Annotated in this window: 15 protein-coding genes and 1 riboswitch; of the genes, 8 read left to right on the forward strand and 7 right to left on the reverse strand. The window is 75.7% G+C overall.

Translation table 11 applies throughout. From position 1 onward, the window contains the following. Positions 1-31: 31 nt before the first annotated feature. The gene (locus GA0070606_RS18560; RefSeq protein ID WP_091101914.1) at positions 32-622 is read left to right on the forward strand and encodes a dienelactone hydrolase family protein; all 591 of its coding nucleotides are present in this window, start codon (positions 32-34) and stop codon (positions 620-622) included. Position 623: 1 nt separating this feature from the next. Here the strand turns inward: GA0070606_RS18560 and GA0070606_RS18565 are convergent, their stop codons facing one another. Then, positions 624-3,272: a S8 family serine peptidase gene (locus GA0070606_RS18565; RefSeq protein WP_091101919.1), complete on the reverse strand. Its 2,649-nt coding sequence runs from the start codon at positions 3,270-3,272 to the stop codon at positions 624-626. Positions 3,273-3,350: 78 nt separating this feature from the next. On the opposite strand from GA0070606_RS18565, the gene GA0070606_RS18570 reads away from it, so the two are divergent. Together GA0070606_RS18570 and GA0070606_RS18575 are read left to right on the forward strand one after the other, a co-directional pair. Then, the gene (locus tag GA0070606_RS18570) at positions 3,351-5,168 is read left to right on the forward strand and encodes a glycerol-3-phosphate dehydrogenase/oxidase (RefSeq protein WP_091101922.1); all 1,818 of its coding nucleotides are present in this window, start codon (positions 3,351-3,353) and stop codon (positions 5,166-5,168) included. An 84-nt stretch (positions 5,169-5,252) separates the two neighbouring features. Continuing rightward, positions 5,253-5,783 carry a hypothetical protein gene (locus tag GA0070606_RS18575; protein WP_091101926.1) on the forward strand — a complete coding sequence of 177 codons (531 nt, stop codon included), beginning with the start codon at positions 5,253-5,255 and terminating at the stop codon, positions 5,781-5,783. An 18-nt stretch (positions 5,784-5,801) separates the two neighbouring features. Here GA0070606_RS18575 and GA0070606_RS18580 read toward each other — a convergent pair whose 3' ends face one another. After that, complete coding sequence (locus GA0070606_RS18580; RefSeq protein ID WP_091101929.1) at positions 5,802-7,202, reverse strand: FAD-binding oxidoreductase; 1,401 nt, start codon at positions 7,200-7,202, stop codon at positions 5,802-5,804. A gap of 67 nt (positions 7,203-7,269) precedes the next feature. Between GA0070606_RS18580 and GA0070606_RS18585 the strand changes: the two genes are divergently transcribed. Next, positions 7,270-7,602, forward strand: coding sequence for a DUF4031 domain-containing protein (locus GA0070606_RS18585; protein ID WP_091101932.1), 333 nt, complete (start codon positions 7,270-7,272; stop codon positions 7,600-7,602). A 60-nt stretch (positions 7,603-7,662) separates the two neighbouring features. Here GA0070606_RS18585 and GA0070606_RS18590 read toward each other — a convergent pair whose 3' ends face one another. Then, positions 7,663-8,298: an HD domain-containing protein gene (locus GA0070606_RS18590; protein ID WP_091101936.1), complete on the reverse strand. Its 636-nt coding sequence runs from the start codon at positions 8,296-8,298 to the stop codon at positions 7,663-7,665. A 131-nt stretch (positions 8,299-8,429) separates the two neighbouring features. Here GA0070606_RS18590 and GA0070606_RS18595 point away from each other — a divergent pair, with 131 nt between their 5' ends. Beyond that, entirely contained in the window at positions 8,430-9,629 is a 1,200-nt protein-coding gene (locus GA0070606_RS18595) for an FUSC family protein (protein WP_245724967.1), read from the forward strand. A gap of 34 nt (positions 9,630-9,663) precedes the next feature. Here GA0070606_RS18595 and GA0070606_RS18600 read toward each other — a convergent pair whose 3' ends face one another. Further along, the gene (locus tag GA0070606_RS18600; RefSeq protein WP_091101942.1) at positions 9,664-10,938 is read right to left on the reverse strand and encodes an aminotransferase class V-fold PLP-dependent enzyme; all 1,275 of its coding nucleotides are present in this window, start codon (positions 10,936-10,938) and stop codon (positions 9,664-9,666) included. Between the two features lie 45 nt (positions 10,939-10,983). Further along, positions 10,984-11,105, reverse strand: a riboswitch (SAM riboswitch). Positions 11,106-11,168: 63 nt separating this feature from the next. On the opposite strand from GA0070606_RS18600, the gene GA0070606_RS18605 reads away from it, so the two are divergent. Next, positions 11,169-12,614 carry a PrsW family intramembrane metalloprotease gene (locus GA0070606_RS18605; protein WP_176737358.1) on the forward strand — a complete coding sequence of 482 codons (1,446 nt, stop codon included), beginning with the start codon at positions 11,169-11,171 and terminating at the stop codon, positions 12,612-12,614. A gap of 82 nt (positions 12,615-12,696) precedes the next feature. Here the strand turns inward: GA0070606_RS18605 and GA0070606_RS32610 are convergent, their stop codons facing one another. Both GA0070606_RS32610 and GA0070606_RS18610 read right to left on the reverse strand, forming a co-directional pair. Continuing rightward, a complete protein-coding gene (locus GA0070606_RS32610) occupies positions 12,697-12,864 on the reverse strand; it encodes a hypothetical protein (protein WP_176737359.1) in 168 nt (55 codons plus the stop codon). A gap of 102 nt (positions 12,865-12,966) precedes the next feature. Next, the gene (locus GA0070606_RS18610; RefSeq protein ID WP_091101945.1) at positions 12,967-13,305 is read right to left on the reverse strand and encodes a GroES family chaperonin; all 339 of its coding nucleotides are present in this window, start codon (positions 13,303-13,305) and stop codon (positions 12,967-12,969) included. A gap of 158 nt (positions 13,306-13,463) precedes the next feature. Here GA0070606_RS18610 and GA0070606_RS18615 point away from each other — a divergent pair, with 158 nt between their 5' ends. Beyond that, the gene (locus GA0070606_RS18615; protein WP_245724736.1) at positions 13,464-14,762 is read left to right on the forward strand and encodes an AI-2E family transporter; all 1,299 of its coding nucleotides are present in this window, start codon (positions 13,464-13,466) and stop codon (positions 14,760-14,762) included. Between the two features lie 33 nt (positions 14,763-14,795). Here GA0070606_RS18615 and GA0070606_RS18620 read toward each other — a convergent pair whose 3' ends face one another. Continuing rightward, positions 14,796-15,383 (reverse strand): TetR/AcrR family transcriptional regulator, encoded by a 588-nt coding sequence (locus tag GA0070606_RS18620; protein ID WP_425413058.1) that lies wholly within the window; start codon positions 15,381-15,383, stop codon positions 14,796-14,798. 145 nt (positions 15,384-15,528) lie between these two features. Here GA0070606_RS18620 and GA0070606_RS18625 point away from each other — a divergent pair, with 145 nt between their 5' ends. Next, the gene (locus GA0070606_RS18625) at positions 15,529-16,548 is read left to right on the forward strand and encodes an aldo/keto reductase (RefSeq protein ID WP_091101955.1); all 1,020 of its coding nucleotides are present in this window, start codon (positions 15,529-15,531) and stop codon (positions 16,546-16,548) included. The last annotated feature ends 143 nt before the right edge of the window (positions 16,549-16,691 follow it).

Raw genomic sequence — 16,691 nt, forward strand, 5'->3', positions numbered from 1 at the left:
TCGTCGTCGTTCGTGGACCGGAGTGTAAGAGATGGCCGAAGTTGTCCTGTTCCATCACCTGCGTGGGCTCACCGACGGGGTGCGGGAGTTCGCCGAACGGCTGCGGGACGGCGGGCACACCGTGCACACGCCCGACCTGTTCGACGGCGCACGCCCGGCGACCCTCGAAGAGGGTCTCGCGCTGACCAAGAGCATCGGGGGCGAGGTGATCCGCGAGCGCGCCGACCGGGCCGTGGCGGACCTGCCCGACGGCCTGGTCCACGCGGGCATCTCCTGGGGCGCCGCCACCGCCCAGCGGCTCGCCCAGACCCGGCCCGGCGTTCGTGGCGCGCTGCTCTACGAGTCCTGCCTGCCCGTCACCGGCGAATGGGCCGTCGGCCCCTGGCCCGCCGGGGTCCCGGTGCAGGTCCACGGCATGGACGCCGACCCGTTCTTCGCCCTGGAGGGCGACCTCGACGCCGCCCGCGAGCTGGTCGGCATCGTCGGCCTCGACCTCGCCGAGCTGTTCGTCTACCCGGGTGACCGGCACCTGTTCACCGACAGCGTGCTGCCGTCGTACGACGCGGACGCGACGGCGCTGGTGGTGCGGCGGTCGCTGGAGTTCCTCGACCGGCTGGGCTGACTCACCCCCGCGCCGCGCGCACGGCGGCGTACGCGTCGACCAGGCCGGCGCCGGTGATGTTCGCGTCGCCGCCGCAGGTGTCCGCCCGGGAGGCGTACGTCGCCTCGGCCCGGGTCACGGTGTCCCGCAGGATCTGCCGGGTCCGGGGCAGGTCGCCCACCAGCGCCGGGTTGGCCGACCACATCAGCGCCACCACGCCGGCCACCTGGGGGGTCGCCATCGACGTGCCGCTGAGCGAGTCGTACCCGCCGCCGGGCATCGCCGACAGCACCTCGTCTCCGGGGGCGACCAGGTCCGGCTTGGCCGCCCCCGGCACCGGCCCCCGGGACGAGAAGCTGGTCACCCGGCGCTGCCGGTCGACCGCGCCGACCGTCAGCACGTCCTCGTACGGCGCGGGCGGGTCGTCGATCGAGCCGCAGTACGGGCCGGTGTTGCCGGCGGCGGCGACCATCAGGATGCCGGCGGCGTCCAGGGCGGCGGTGGCCGGGCGGAGCGCCCGCGGGTCGCAGCCCTCGATCGCCGGGCAGCCCCACGAGTTGGTCAGGATGTCGGGGGCGCGCGCCGGCCGCCCGTCGGTGAACGGGTCGCCGCCGGTCGGGAAGGGTGCCAGCATGAACTGCAGGCAGTCCAGGTAGTAGCCGGGGCTGCCCAGGTTGCGGTCCAGGTTGACGCAGCCCACCCACTGCGCGCCCGGGGCCACCCCGATCCCCCCTCGGCCCACCGCGCTGCCCACCGTGTGGGTGCCGTGCCCGCCCTGGTCGGTCGGCGACCGGGTGCCGTCCCACGGGTCGTACCAGGAGTCGTCGCCGCCCCGGAATCCGCCGGCCAGCGCCGGGTGCCCGCCGTCCACGCCGGAGTCCGAGCTGCCCACGACGACGCCGGAGCCGTCCACGCCGAGCTGCGACCAGACGCGGTCCGCGCCGATCATCCTGATGTTCCACTCCGGGCCGGCCGGCGCGGGCGCGGTGCCGCGACTGCGGCCGGCCGGCGCGGGCAGGGGCCGCACCCGCTGGCTGACCAGCACCCGGGCCACCTCCGGCCGGCGCGACAGCCAGGCCCGCACCGCCGGCCCGCCGTCCACCTCGACCGCGTTGACCAGGTAGTAGGGGGTGTGGTCCAGCCGCAGCCGGCGCAGGTCCCGGCGCAGGCCGGCCTGGGTCCGCTCGGCCGTGTCGACGAGCCGCCGGTAGACCTCGCCGGCCCGCGCGTCCCGGCCGGCCCGGCCGGTCGCCGCCGGGACGCCGCTCAGGTCGGCCTGCTCGCGCAGCACCACGAACAACCGCTCGCCGTGCAGGCCGGGCTGGCCGGCGCCGACGGCCACCACGCCGACCGCGACCAGCAGTGCGACGGCGGTCACCGCGGCCACCCGCCGGCTCGGTCGCCGGCTGCGCGGCCGGGCCAGCAGCACGCCGTACGCCACGGCGAGCACGGCCGCGACGGCGAGCCCGGCGCCGGCGGCGGCCGCCACCCAGAACGGCACGTCGCGGGTGGCGGCCAGGACGAGGGTGATCTCCTCGGGATCGGTGAAGGCCAGCGGGCCGAACACGGCGAGCCCGACCAGCCAGCGGGTCGCGGCGCGCCCGCCGCCCGGCCCGGCGGTGCCCGGCGCGCCGGCGTGGGTGGCGTCCGGCGGGCCGGCATGGGGGGTGCCCCACGGGGCGGCGTGGGTGGCGTCCGGCGGGCCTCCGTGGGCGGTGCCCGGCGCGCCGGCGTGTGGGGTGGCGTCCGGTGGGCCGGCGTGGGAGGTGCCCGGTGGGCCGGCGTGTGGGGTGGTGCCCGGCGGGCCTCCGTGGGCGGTGCCCGGTGGGCCGGCCGGAGTGGCGGCGGCCGGCCGGCGGGCCGCCGCGTGCAGGGCCGCCAGCGCGAAGCCGGCCGGCGGCAGCGTCAGCAGCAGGGGAAGCTGGGCGCCGGACTGCCCGACCCCGGCGGCGAGCAGCAGCAGAGCGACCCCGGCGACGAGCCCGCCGACCAGCACCAGCCGGGCCGGCCGGGGCGGCTCGCCCAGGGTGAAGCGGGTCCAGAAGGCGTCGTCCAGCAGCTCCCCGGCCAACGCCCCGAGGGCCGCGGCGGCGAGCCCGGCGAGCACCGTCTCCAGCAGGCCGCCCAGCGCCCCCAGCCAGACCCAGGGCAGCAGCAGAGCCAGCCCGCCGGCCGCCCCGAGCAGGGTGACGGTCGGGGCGGTCGCCCGGGCCGGCCGGCCGTCCTGCGAGCGGCGGGCGACCGCCCGCAGGACGAGGGCCGCCAGGGCCGCGGCGGCGGCCAGCGCGGCGAGGTACGCCTCGTGGTGCACCGGCGGGACCGCCCGGAGCAGCCCCAGCGCGCCGAGCACGAGCGCCGCCGCCAGCCAGGCCCGGCCGGTGGCGCGGACCGCCGCCGAGCGGGGCAGCAGGGCGAGCGCCAGCGCGGGCGCGCCGACCAGCAGCACGGTGAACAGCACCGTCGCCGGCCACAGCCACACCACGCGGTCCAGCCCGGAGGCCAGCATGATCTGGTCGGTCAGCCACCCGCCGAGCTGGCCGACCAGGACGAACCCGACCGCCCAGCAGCCGGCCGCCACCGCCGCCACCACCGCCCACGGACTCGACCGGGCCGGAGCGGCCAGCGGGAACGGGGCGGGCTGGCGAGCGGGAAACGGGGGGCCGACCTCCATGCCCCAGACAGTACGGCGCGGACGGCGTGTGGCCGGAGCGGCCACGACGGTTACCGTGGACGGGTGCGAGACCCCAACGTGTCCCGAACCGCGGCCAGCCAGCTCTCCCCGGAGCGGCGGGCCGCCGACCTGCGCCGCCTGCGGGCCGAACGCTTCGACGTGCTGGTCATCGGCGGCGGGGTGACCGGGGCCGGCGCCGCCCTGGACGCGGCCTCGCGCGGGCTGAAGGTGGCCCTGGTCGAGGCGCGCGACTTCGCCGCCGGCACCTCCAGCCGCTCCAGCAAGCTGATCCACGGCGGCCTGCGCTACCTGGAGCAGTTGGAGTTCCACCTGGTGCACGAGGCGCTCACCGAGCGCGGGCTGCTCGCCACCCGGCTCGCGCCCCACCTGGTGCGGCCGGTGCCGATCCTGGTCCCGCTGCCCGGCGGGCGGGGCGTACGCGACCTGCCCGCCCGGCTGTTCCGCCGCTCCTACTACGGCGCGGGCGTGGCCGCGTACGACGCCTTCGCCGGGCTCCTCGGCGGCGGGCGGGGCATGCCGCTGCACCGCCACCTGACGCGCGAGGGCGCCCGCCGGGTCTTCCCCAGCCTGCGCGCCGACGCGCTGGCCGGCGCGATCCGCTACTACGACGGGCAGGTCGACGACGCCCGGCTGGTGGTGACCCTGGCCCGCACCGCCGCCAGCCTCGGCGCGACCGTGGTGACCAGCGCCCGGGCGGTCGGGCTGATGCGGCAGGCCCGCGAGGTCACCGGCGTCCGCGTCCGCGACCTGGAGGCGCCCGCCGGCTCCCCGGACGCCGAGTTCGAGGTACGCGCCCGCACGGTCATCGCCGCCACCGGCGTGTGGAGCGACGACATGTCACGGATGCTGAACGACGTCGGGCTGCGCCCCGGCATCCGGGTGCGGGCCTCCAAGGGGGTCCACCTGGTGGTGCCCCGGTCGGCGATCACCGGCGAGGCCGGGCTCATCCTGCGTACGGCGACCAGCGTGCTCTTCGTCATCCCGTGGGGCGGCCACTGGATCATCGGCACCACCGACACCGACTGGCGGCTGGACCGGTCGCACCCGTCCGCCTCCGCCCGGGACATCGAATACCTGCTGGAACAGGTCAACACGGTGCTGGACCGGCCGCTCACCACGGCCGACATCGAGGGCGTCTACGCCGGGCTGCGGCCCCTGCTGGCCGGCGAGGCCGACTCCACCTCGAAGCTGTCCCGCGAGCACGCAGTCTTCGAGCCGATGCTCGGGCTGCTGCTGGTCGCCGGCGGCAAGTACACGACGTACCGGGTGATGGCCTCGGACGTGGTCGACCGGGCCGCCCACCGGCTCGGCGCCGTACGCCCCTCGCGGACCGCCGACCTGCCGCTGCTCGGCGCGGACGGCTACCCGGCGATGTGGCGGGACCGGGCGGACCTGGCCCGCCGCCACGGCGTGCCGGTCGGGGTGGTCGAGCACCTGCTGGAGCGCTACGGCACCCTCACCCTCGACCTGCTCGCGCTGATCGACGTCGACCCGCTGCTCGCCTCCCCGCTGGCCGGCGCCCCTGAATACCTGGCCGCCGAGGTGACGTACGCGGCCCGCGCCGAGGGGGCGCTGCACCTGGAGGACGTGCTCACCCGGCGGACCCGGATCTCCTTCGAGACCGCCCACCGGGGCCTGGAGTCGGTCGGGCACGCCGCCGAGCTGATGGGCGCCGTGCTCGGCTGGGACGAGGCCACCCGGGCCCGCGAGGTGGAGCACTACCGGGCGCGGGTGGAGGCGGAACGGCAGTCCCAGCTGATGCCCGACGACGCCACGGCGGACGCCGCCCGGCTCGGCGCGCCCGACGTCCGGGGTTTCGCGGCCGACCGGGGCTCGGACGACGATCCGGTCGAACTACCGTCCTCGTCCCGCTGACCGATCCCTCCACCCACCCTGCCGTCGACCCCCGACCGCTCAGCCGGTTACGACGCCGCCCGGGGCGGGGGTACGTTCCGGCTCGTGCCATCCGCTCCCCGGTCGCGTCCGGTTTCCCTGTCCGTCGCAGCCGCGCTGCTGGTCGCCGCCCTCGCCGGCTGCTCCCTGCCCGGGACCGCCGACGACGAGCCCGGGGCGCGCCCGGCCGGAGCAGGGCCGCAGCCGGGCCCGCTCGGCGCGGCGACCGCCGAGAAGGGCAAGGTCAGGCTGCTGCAGAGGGTCGGCGCGGAGGGCCGGCTGCGCGCCCTGAACGTGGACTCGGACGGCCGGTGGGAGTGCGTCGACTGCGCCGGCGACGGGGTGACGTCGACCGGCACGCTCGACCCGGAGCAGGTCTCCCGGCTCCAGGGGCTGCTGGCCGACCCGGGGCTGGCGAGAGAGACCGACCAGGCGCGGGCCTACCAGGTCACCTGCATCGGCTCGCTGACCTCCAGCCTGCTGACCTCCGCCGGCCTGATCACGTCGCAGGACTGCCCCGGCGAGGAGCGCCCGCCGATCGCCAACGAGATCCTGCTGCTGCTCACCCAGGCCACCCCGGCCGAGATCACCGACTGACCGGGGCGCAGGGGCCGGTCAGAGGACCTTGCCGGGGTTGAGCAGGCCGGTCGGGTCCAGCGCGGCCTTGATCGCCTGGTGCGTCCGGACGCCCACCGGGCCGATCTCGCGGGCCAGCCAGTCCCGCTTGAGCAGGCCCACGCCGTGCTCGCCGGTGCACGTCCCGCCCAGTTCCAGGCCGAGCCGCATGATCTCGTCGAAGGCGCGCCGGCCGCGTTCGAGGCTCGCCGGGTCGGCCCGGTCCACCACGATGTTCGGGTGCATGTTGCCGTCGCCGGCGTGGCCGACGACGCCGATGGGCACGTCGCACTCCGCCGCGATCCGCGCCACCCCGTCGAGCAGCGCCGCCAGCGCGCCCCGGGGCACGGCCACGTCGTCGATGACCAGGCCGCCGTTGCCGCCCGGCCAGGCGTCCGCGGCGAACTTCTCCATCGCCGGGTGGGCGAGCCGGCGGGCCTGCAACAGGGCCGCCGCCTCCACGGCGTCGGTGGCCGCGTAGACCTCGTCGGCGCCGGCCGCCTCGCAGACGGCGGCGAGCCCGGCCAGGTCGTCGGCCGCCCGCGAGCCGGTGTCGGCGGCCGCCAGCAGCAGCGCCTCGGCGTCCGTCCGCAGGCCCATCGGCCGGTACGCCTCGATCGCCCGCAGGTGGGTGCGGTCCAGCAGCTCCAGCAGGCTGGGGGAGAGGCCCCGGGCGGCGATCTCGGCGACGGCCGCGCCGGCCGCCGCGGTGAACGGGAAGACCGCCACCATGGTCAGCGACTCCGCCGGGGCGGGGCGCAGCGCGACGGTCACTTCGGTGATCACGCCGAGGGTGCCCTCGGAGCCGACGAAGAGGCTGGTGAGGTCGTAGCCCGCGACCCCCTTGGCCGTCCGCCGGCCGGTGCGCAGCACCTCGCCGGAGGCGAGCACCACCTCCAGGCCGAGCACGTACTCGGTGGTGACCCCGTACTTGACGCAGCACATGCCGCCGGCGTTGGTGGCGACGTTGCCGCCGATCGTGGAGGACTCCCACGACCCGGGGTCGGGCGGATACCAGAGCCCCTGCTTCGCCACGGCGGCGGCGAGCGTCGCGTTGACCACGCCGGGCTGCACCACGGCGATCCGGCTCACCGGGTCGATCTCCAGGATCGCGTCCATCGCCACGGTGCTCAGCACCACCGCGCCCTCGACGGCGTTGGCCGCCCCGGCCAGCCCCGTCCGCGCCCCCTGCGGCACCACGGGCACGCCGTGCCGGCTGGCCGCCCGCAGCACGGCGGACACCTGCCCGGTGTCGCGAGGGCGGACCACCACCAGGGGCGTGCCGGCGGCGCAGAGGTCGGCCTCGTCCCGCTCGTGCATCCGCAGCAGGTCCGGGTCGGTCAGCACGGCGTCGTCGCCGAGCGCCGCCCGCAGGTCGTCGAGGAGGGGGGATGTGGCCATGCCGCCGAGGCTACGGTCGGCCGCGCGCGGCCGACAACCGGCTCTCGCGCCGGGTAGCTTGGCCCGCATGCTCTATCTGGACCGGCCCGCCTGGCCGTGGCGGGGGCGGCTCTGGTCCCACCTGATCAGCGACGTCTCCCACGCCGAGCTGCACGTCTTCGCCGAGGCGCTGGGGGTGCCCCGCCGGGGCTTCGACCGGGACCACTACGACATCCCCGCCGACCGCTTCGCCATGGCGGTCTGGTTGGGCGCCCGGGTGGTGCCGAGCCGCGAACTGGTGCGCCTGCTCCGGCAGGCCGGCCTGCGCCGCCCCAAGCACCTCGCCCGTCCGCGCCCGCCACGAACCTCCACCCCCGCCGCGAGCAGTCCGGCCCGCGATCCTGTGCTGCCCGCGCGGTGATCCGCCGCCCCCGCCGGGGTCGTGACCGCGCGACCGCCGCACGCGCAGGGGCCGCGCGGTTCAGCGGAGGGCGGTGAGCTCGCGGGCGAGGTTGGCGCGGGCGGGTGCCTCCCAGCGCGCGGCCAGCGGCGGCAGCCGGAACAGCGCCGGCAGGGCGAGCAGACCTTCGAGCACCAGCGCGCGGCCGGCCCGGAAGGCCGCGTCCGGCACGTGCGCGTACTCCCGGCGGATCGCGGCGGCGTAGCGGTCGTACGCCTCGGGCGGCGCGGCCAGGACGGCGAGGTCGGCGTCGCAGAGCAGCGCCCCGTCGGCGTCGCCCGGCTCGACGGCGTGCCCGGCGGTGAGCAGCACCAGCCGGCGCACCTCGGCCACGGCGTCGGCCGGCAGCCCCGACCGGGTGAGCAGGGCGTCGGCGAGCGCCGCGCTGTCCCGCTCGTTGGCGTCGCCCGCGGCGCGCGGATCGTAGACCGCGTCGTGACACCAGGCCGCGAGCCGTACCAGGTCCGGTCGCGCGGCGGCCGGGGCGTGCGCGTCGACCACGTCGAGGACGGCGGTCAGGTGGGCGACGGTGTGGTGGTGCCGGTGGGGCTCCCGCCAGCGGGCCAGCAGCTCGGCGCCGACCCGGTCCCGCTCCGCCGCGTCGGTCGCCCCGGCGCCCCGGGCCGCGGCCCGCCACCGGTCGAGAAGGTCAGCCACGCGGTCGAGTCTGCCGCACCGCCGCCACCGGCGAGGATTCAGCCGGTGTGGCGCGGGTAGTCCCGGCCATGGCCGTGGCCCGGGACCGTCGTGACTCGCGGGTGCGGCGCGCCATCCGCCGCGACGGCGGGGTGGACGTCGACGGGGCCCGCATCGCCGACGCGATGGAGAAATTGCGGCACCGGGGCAGGGCGACCCTGCAGGACCGGCTGCACCGGGTGCGGATGGCGGGGGGCCTGGCGGTGCAGGCCGGTCTCGCGGCCGGGCTGTCCTGGCTGGCGGCGCACGAACTGCTCGGCAACCCGGAGCCGGTCTTCGCCCCGATCTCCGCGGTCGGCACCCTCGCCGCGTCGGTCGGGCAGCGGCTCCGGCGCACCGTCGAGCTGATCGCCGGGGTGGCCGTCGGCGTCGCCGTCGGCGACTTCCTCATCTACCTGGTCGGCACCGGTGCGTGGCAGCTCGGCCTCGTGGTGACCGCGGCGATCGTGCTGACCGTCTTCGCCGGCGCCAGCGTGTCCATCGTCATCCAGGCGGCGGCGACGGCCGTGCTGATCGTCACGCTGAGTCCGAAGACCGAGAACCTGGAGATTCCCCGGTTCGTCGACGCGTTCGTCGGCGGCGGGATCGCGTTGCTGGTCACCTCGATCCTGCTGCCGCTCAATCCGTTACGGGTGATCAACCGGGCCGCCCGGCCGGCGCTGGACCTGCTCGCCGGGCAGCTCGACACGGCCGCGGAGGCCCTGCGGGAGCGCGACCGGGACAAGGCGCAGCGGGCGCTGGACCGGCTGCGGAACAACCAGGAGGAGCTGACCGCGTTCTCCGAGGCGATCGAGGGCGCGAAGGAGACCGCCATCCTCTCGCCCGCCCGGTGGCACCGGCGCGACGAACTCACCCACTACGCCGAGGCCAGCGAGCCGATCGACCGGGCGATGCGCAACGCGGGCACGCTGATCCGGCGCGCCGTCACCCTGATCGAGGACGAGGAACCCGTCCCGGAGCCGATGCCGGACGCGGTGGCCCACCTCGCCGAGTCGGTACGCACGCTCAAGCACGAGTTCGCCGTCGGCGAGGAACCCGAGCAGGCGCGGGAGCGGGCGCTGCGCGCGGTCAGCGAGGCCGGTCGGGCGTACGCCGAGGGGGTCGGCTTCTCGGGGAGCGTGGTGATCGCGCAGGTGCGCACCACGGCCAGCGACCTGATGGTGGCCTCCGGGATCAGCCAGGAGGAGGCGAACCGCCTGGTCCGGCAGTCCTTCGGCGACCAGGAGCGGCCGAGCGGCCCCGCCGAGCCGGACACCGGCCCCAAGCAGCCCGCCACACCCCCGCTCGGCTGACCGTGGTGCTGCCGCCCTCGCCCTCCCGGGACGCTCAGGCCAGCGCGGCGAGGGCGGCGAGCAGCCGGTCCACGTGCTCCGTGGTGCTGCCCAGGCCGATGCTGGCACGCAGGGCGGTCGGCGGCAGGTCCCGCCGGCCGCTGCGGGCCGCCGCCTCGTCGAGCAGCCGGCGGGCCAGCGGATGGGCGCAGAAGAGGCCGTCGCGCACCCCGATGTCGTGGGCGCCGGCCAGCTCGGCCGCCACGTCGGCCGAGTCCCGTCCGGCGACCACGAACGACACGATGCCCACCCGGGGCGCCTCCGGCCCGAAGGTGCGCAGCTCCACCACGCGCGGCAGGGCCGCCATGCCGCGCCGCAGCCGGGCCAGCAGGGCCTGCTCGGCGTCGTGCAGCGCGGCCCGGTCGGCGGCGGCCAGGGCGGCGCAGACCGCCGCGAGGGCGACCGCGCCGAGCAGGTTGGGCGTGCCCGCCTCGTGCCGGGCCGGCCCGGTCGCCCACCGCACGTCGTGGGTGGCCGCGCCGACGTGGCTGGTGGCGCCCCCGCCGGCGAGGTACGGCGGGGCGGCGTCCAGCCAGTCGCCCCGCCCGACGAGCACGCCCGCGCCGAACGGGGCGTACAGCTTGTGGCCGGAGACCGCGAGGTAGTCGACGTCGAGGGCTGCCACGTCCACCGGGGCGTGCGGGGCGAGCTGCGCGGCGTCCAGCACGATCCGGGCCCCGTGCCGCCGGGCCACCCGGGCCAGCTCCGCCACCGGCCAGCGCTCGCCGGTCACGTTGCTCGCCCCGGTCACCGCGACCAGCACGGGCGGGAGACGGTCGCCGCCGGGGCCCGCGCCCGGCCTGCGCAGCTCGGCGAGGGCGGCGGCCAGCGCGCGGACCGCCTCGGCCGGCTCGCGCGGCACCGGCAGCCGGACCGAGGCGCGCGGCCAGGGCAGCAGGTTGGCGTGGTGCTCCCCGCCGAAGGTCACCACGGTGGTGCCGGCGGGCAGCGCCCGGGCCAGCAGGTTCAGCGCGTCGGTGGTGTTGCGGGTGAAGACCACGTGGTCGCCGGGCCGGGCGCCGAAGAAGTCGCCGACCGTCTGCCGGGCGCGCTCGTAGGCGAGGGTGCAGCGCCGCGACAGCGCTCCCGCGCCCCGGTGCACGCTGGCGTACCACGGGAGCAGCTCGGCCACCACGTCGGCCGCGGCCCGCGCGCACGGCGCGGTCGCCGCGTAGTCCAGGTTGACCTGGCCGGGTACGCCGAGCACGTCGAGCGGGCGCGCGTCGCGCGCCGGGTGCGGCGCCGGTGGGGGTACGAGGGTGACGGTCATCGGCCGACCTCCGGGTCCAGGGACCCCGGGTGGGCACACGGGCGGGGTCCGCGCTTGCCCGGCGCGCGGATCGGGCCGGGCCCGGTCATCACCCGGGGCACCCCACCGCGAACCTCGACGAGGGTTGCCGGCCAGCAAGCCGGGGCTTGACGCTGGCGCTCGTGACCTGCCGGCAGCATAGCGCGTGGATGCGACCGGCCCGGAAGAGCCGGGGTGACTACGCTGACCGCATGGCCGACACCCCGCCCGGCGCACCTCTGCCGCCGTCGCCGACCGCGCCCGCCTTCCCGCCGCCGGGCGCGGGCGCTTCCCGGATGCCGCTGCGCCGGGTGAGCCGGGGGCGGGCCCTGGTGCTGGCCGGGGTCATCCTGCTGATCGCCGCCTGCGCGGTGTTCATGGTCTTCACGCTGGGCGAGAGCCTCGGCGTCGAGGCGCTGCTGATCGGCGTGGTCGCCGCGATCCTGCCGGTTCCGGTGCTGGTCGGCTGCTTCCTCTGGCTCGACCGCTACGAACCGGAACCGCTGAAGTACCTGATCTTCTGTTTCGCGTGGGGCGCGTTCGTCTCCACCGCCGCCTCGCTGACGGTCAACGAGTTCTCCGCCGGCCTGTTCGAGGAAGCGGGGCTGCCGACCGCGCTGACCGCGGTGCTGGTCGCGCCGTTCATCGAGGAGCTGACCAAGGCGCTCGGGCCGATCCTGCTGCTGATCTTCCGCCGGCGGGAGATCTCCGGGATCACCGACGCCCTGGTCTACTGCGGGCTCTCCGCGGTCGGCTTCGCGATGGTGGAGAACATCCTCTACCTGGGCGGCTACGGCTACGCCACCGGCGTCGAGCGGTACGGGCCGGCGACCGGCACCCAGCAGGTCATCGCCATCTTCATCGTCCGGATCCTGCTCTTCGGCTTCGCCCACCCGCTGTTCACGTCGATGACCGGCGTCGGCCTGGGCATCGCCGCGCGCGCCGCCGACCGGCGGGTGCGGGTGCTCGCCCCGATCGCCGGTCTGCTGCTGGCGATGATGCTGCACGGCCTGTGGAACCTGCTGCCCACGCTCACCCAGGCCACCGGCGAGACGCTGATCATGCTGTACGGCTTCATCGGCGTGATGGTGCCCGTCTTCTTCGGCATGGTCGGGCTGGCCGTGTGGCTGCGGGCCTGGGAGGGGCGGCTCACCGAGCGCACCCTGCCGGACTACGTCCGGGCCGGCTGGCTCACCCCGCCCGAGGTGGCGGCGCTGAGCAGCCTGGGGCGGCGGCACGCGGCCCGGGTGTGGGCCAAGCGGGTCGCCGGCGACGCCGGCCTGCGGGCGATGCGCGGCTACCAGTACGCGGCCACCCGGCTGGCGCTGCTGCGCGACGGCGCCCTGCGCGGCCTGGACCGCAGGCCGGTGGACCGGGAACGGGCGGCGCGGGAGGAACGGGAGCTGCTGGAGTCGATCACCGCCTACCGGTCGTTCTTCGTGGGGAGGGACCCGCAGGCGCCGGCCGGGATCTGGGACGGGCACCGCTACCACCTGCGGTTCCCGGACGGGTCGCAGCGGGCGGTCGAGGCGCCGGACGAGCCGGTGGTGCCGATCCCGGTGGTGCTCGCCCCGCCGCCGGTCCTGCCCGCCGGCTACGGCCCGCCCGGCTGGCACGGCCCGGGGCCCGCGGCGCCCTGGCCGCCCGCTCACCGCTGACGCCGGCCCCGCCCGGTCGTGGCCGGCGGGGGTGCCCTCGCCCGCCCGGTCCGGCGCGGCTCGCCGCCCGGCGGCCCGGTCGTCAGGTCATCAGGCTGGTGAGGAAGTCACCGAGGCCCTGCGCCATCGCCATCAGCCCCGCCCCGATCGCCTTGAACATCTCGGCCGCGCCCTCCGGCCGGAACGCCATGAAGTAGATCAGGAACGCGACACTTCCCCAGATCAGCAGCTTCTTCACGAATACCGGCATCGTCCCTCCCCAGGGCCGGTGGTGCGGCTGGCTTCCCGGCCGGGAGCGGCGCAAACGACACCGGCGCCCGCAGCCGCGCGGAGCGGGACGGGCGGGGAGGAATCAGAGGTAGAGGCCGGTGGAGTCGGTCTCCACGCGTTCGGCGGCCACGGCGTGCACGTCCCGCTCGCGCAGCAGCACGTACCCACGGCCGTGCAGCTCGACCTCGGAGCGGTCGTCCGGGTCGAACAGGACCCGGTCCCCCGAGACGATGGCGCGGACGTTCGGCCCCACTCCGACGGCGGTGGCCCAGGCCAGGCGCTTGCCCACGGCGGCGGTCGCCGGGATCACGATGCCGGCGGTGGAGCGGCGCTCACCCTCGCTCCCCTCCATCCGTACCAGCACGCGGTCGTGCAGCAGACGGATCGGCAGGCCGGAGTCGAGATTCTTGTCGGCGGTCACGCCGGAAACGCTACCGTGTCCCGGTCGGCCGGCCATGAGCGGTTGGGCCTCGGGGGCGGGGGGCATTGGGTGGCGGAACTGCCATACGGTGGCGTGGTCGCACGTATCCTGTCCGCCCTCCGGGCGGGCAGCGTCGTTTCTCTTGCCAGGAGGTGCGCTTGAGCCGCTTCGAGCGGGTACGCGGACGGCTGCGTCGCGCGTACGAGTCGAGCCGTGAGTCGGTGCGCGCCCGCCGGACGGACCCGACAGACGCTCCCGGACCGGCCGGCGTGGCCTCGCCGACGTCCCCGGGCCCGGTGGCGCCGCCGTCCGCGACCGTGGTCGGCGCGGAGCCGCCCGCGGCGATGCACAACTCCACCTCCAGCCGCGACGACGCGGACGTGCCGCACGCGCTGCGGATCGCCGCCGCCTGGTCGTGGCGGCTGATCGTGATCGGCGTGGTCGCCTGGGCCCTGCTGAAGATCGTCGGCACGATCAAGATCGTGGTCATCCCGCTGGCGGTAGCGCTGCTGCTCTCGGCGCTGCTCGCGCCGGCGGTCGGCTGGCTGCTGCGGGCCCGCTTCCCCCGGTCGCTGGCGACCGCGGTGGTGCTGGTCGGCGGCCTGGCCGCGGTGGTCGGCACGCTGACCCTGGTGGTGAACGAGTTCATCCAGGGCGTGCCGGAGCTGAGCAAGAAGTCCTCGGAGGGCGTCCGCCAGATCCAGGACTGGCTCAAGACCGGCCCGCTGCACCTCTCCGACGGCCAGCTCGACCGCTACATCGAAGAGGGTCAGGACTGGATCAACAACAACACCGAGCGGTTCACCAGCGGCGCCCTGTCCACCGCCGCCACGTTGGCCGAGGTGCTGACCGGCACCCTGCTGGTGCTCTTCGCGACCTTCTTCTTCCTGCGGGACGGCAACAAGATCTGGCGTTTCCTGGTCCGGCTGCTGCCGGTGGCCGCCCGCTGGAAGGTCGACGACGCCGGCCGGGCGTCCTGGTCGACGCTCGTCGCCTACGTCCGGGCCACCGTGCTGGTCGCCTTCATCGACGCGGTCGGCATCGGCATCTTCCTCGTCGTCTTCGACATCCCGTTCGCCTTCCCGCTCGCGGCGCTGGTCTTCCTCGGGGCGTTCATCCCGATCGTCGGCGCCACCCTGTCGGGTGGCGTCGCGGTCCTGGTCGCCCTGGTCGACAGCGGCCCGGTGACCGCGCTGATCATCCTCGGCGTGGTGATCGGGGTGCAGCAGGTCGAGGGGCACCTCCTCCAGCCGCTGATCATGGGCCGCGCGGTGGCCATCCACCCGCTCGCGGTGATCATCGGGATCGCGGCCGGCGTGGTGCTCGCCGGGATCACCGGCGCGCTCGTCTCCGTGCCGCTGATCGCCGTGCTGAACACCGCCGTCCGCCGGCTGGCCGCCCGCACCGTCCCGGACACCCCGCCCGACGCGGTCGTCGTCGCCTCGCAGGCCCCCTAGGCTCTTGAGCATCGGTTCGCCGGAGCGCGCCTTCTAGCGGACGCGAAGCCCGGCGACGAGGAGGTCGACCAGGCGGCGTGCGTCGTAACGGGGATCGCTGCCCGCGCCGATGCAGAGATTGCCGACGCCGCGCAGCAGCCCGTAGGCGTCCACGTCGGGGCGGATCTCGTCGGCGGCGACGGCGGCGTCGAGAAGCTGGTCGCAGACCGGGACGAGCCGGTCGAGGAAGTAGGCGTGCAGGGTCTGGAAGGCGGCGTCGTCGGACTGTAGCGCTGCGGCGAGACCGTGCTTGGTGACCAGGAAGTCGACGAAGAGGTGGATCCACTTCGCCAGGGCGGCGTGCGGTGTGTCGCTGCCGGCCAGTAGGGCCGGCCCCGCCTCGGCGCACGCCTCGATCTGGTGCCGGTAGACGGCGACGATGAGGTCGGCTCGGGTGGGAAAGTGGCGGTAGATCGTGCCCACGCCGACGCCCGCCCTGACGGCGATGTCCCGCACGGGCACGTCGACGCCGGAGGTGACGAACGCCGCGGCGGCAGCGTCGAGCAGGGCCCTCTCGTTGCGCCGGGCGTCGGCCCGCTTGCGCGGGACCGGTTGCTCCGAGCCGCTGTCGATGTCGGCCAATCGGGTTACCTCCGTCACTCCAGTTGGCATCCGGAACGACGTTCCGTATGTTGGTTATCGGAACAACGTTCCGCTTGACCAGCGTACTGACCGGCCGGGCTACCACCAAACCGGGTACCGCCGGACGTCCCCAAGGAGAACAGTCATGCAGTACCGCACGTTGGGCCGCACTGGTGTGCAGGTCAGCACCCTCGTACTCGGCGCGATGAACTTCGGCAGGATCGGCAACACCACCCAGGAGGAAGCCACCGCCATCGTCGACGGCGCGCTAGAGGCGGGGATCAACCTCATCGACACCGCCGACGCCTACAGCGGCGGCCAGTCCGAGGAGATGGTCGGCAAGGCCATCGCCGGCCGCCGGGACGACGTGGTCCTGGCCACCAAGGCGACCCTGCCGATGGGCGACGAGCGCAACCAGCGGGGCGGCTCGCGCCGCTGGCTGGTCACCGCGCTGGAAAACAGCCTGCGCCGCCTCGGCGTCGACCACGTCGACCTGTACCAGATGCACCGCTGGGATCCGACGACCAGCGACGACGAGACGCTGTCGGCGCTGACGGACCTGCAGCGCGCGGGAAAGATCCGCTACTTCGGCTCCTCGACCTTCCCGGCCTACCGCATCGTGCAGGCGCAGTGGGCCGCCCGCGAGGGACGTCTGAGCCGTTACGTGACCGAGCAGCCGAACTACTCGATCCTGCAGCGCGGCATCGAGACCCACGTGCTGCCCGCGACGCAGGAGTACGGCATGGGCGTGCTCGCCTGGAGCCCGCTGGCGTCGGGCTGGCTGTCCGGCGCGATCCGTGCCGGCCAGGAGATCAGCACGAACCGCGCGCGCTTCATGCAGCAGCGCTACGACATCAGTGTCCCCGCCAACCGCGCCAAGCTCGACGCCGTCGAGCGGCTCGCCACAGTTGCCGACGAGGCTGGCCTCAGCTTGATCCAACTCGCGCTCGGCTTCGTCACCGCGCACCCGGGCGTGACCAGCGCGATCATCGGCCCCCGCACGATGGACCACCTCCGCTCGCAGCTCGCCGCGGCGGACACGGTGCTCTCGGCCGACGTGCTGGACGCGATCGACGCGATCGTGGCTCCCGGCGTCGACCTCGCCGCCCACGAGAAGAACGACACCCCGCCCGCTCTGCTCGAGCCGGCGCTGCGCCGCCGCTGATCACTCGGCACGTCGGTGACCGGGCGGCTGCGCCTTCATCGCCGCCAGCTCGTGCCGTGTCCACCAACGTTCACCGGTGTCCGGCGGGGTGTTGTGGATCCTCGCCGTGTGGGCGCCCCACCAACGGTTGGTGGGGCGGGCCA

It is taken from the genome of Micromonospora citrea (assembly GCF_900090315.1).
GTDB lineage: Bacteria > Actinomycetota > Actinomycetes > Mycobacteriales > Micromonosporaceae > Micromonospora > Micromonospora citrea.

What these genes read in the sequence shown, in the direction of transcription:
- GA0070606_RS18560 (WP_091101914.1), top strand. Translation starts at nt 32, where the DNA reads ATGGCCGAAGTTGTCCTGTTCCATCACCTGCGTGGGCTCACCGACGGG.
- GA0070606_RS18565 (WP_091101919.1), bottom strand. Translation starts at nt 3,272, where the DNA reads ATGGAGGTCGGCCCCCCGTTTCCCGCTCGCCAGCCCGCCCCGTTCCCG.
- GA0070606_RS18580 (WP_091101929.1), bottom strand. Translation starts at nt 7,202, where the DNA reads ATGGCCACATCCCCCCTCCTCGACGACCTGCGGGCGGCGCTCGGCGAC.
- GA0070606_RS18585 (WP_091101932.1), top strand. Translation starts at nt 7,270, where the DNA reads ATGCTCTATCTGGACCGGCCCGCCTGGCCGTGGCGGGGGCGGCTCTGG.
- GA0070606_RS18600 (WP_091101942.1), bottom strand. Translation starts at nt 10,938, where the DNA reads ATGACCGTCACCCTCGTACCCCCACCGGCGCCGCACCCGGCGCGCGAC.
- GA0070606_RS18605 (WP_176737358.1), top strand. Translation starts at nt 11,169, where the DNA reads ATGGCCGACACCCCGCCCGGCGCACCTCTGCCGCCGTCGCCGACCGCG.
- GA0070606_RS32610 (WP_176737359.1), bottom strand. Translation starts at nt 12,864, where the DNA reads ATGCCGGTATTCGTGAAGAAGCTGCTGATCTGGGGAAGTGTCGCGTTC.
- GA0070606_RS18625 (WP_091101955.1), top strand. Translation starts at nt 15,529, where the DNA reads ATGCAGTACCGCACGTTGGGCCGCACTGGTGTGCAGGTCAGCACCCTC.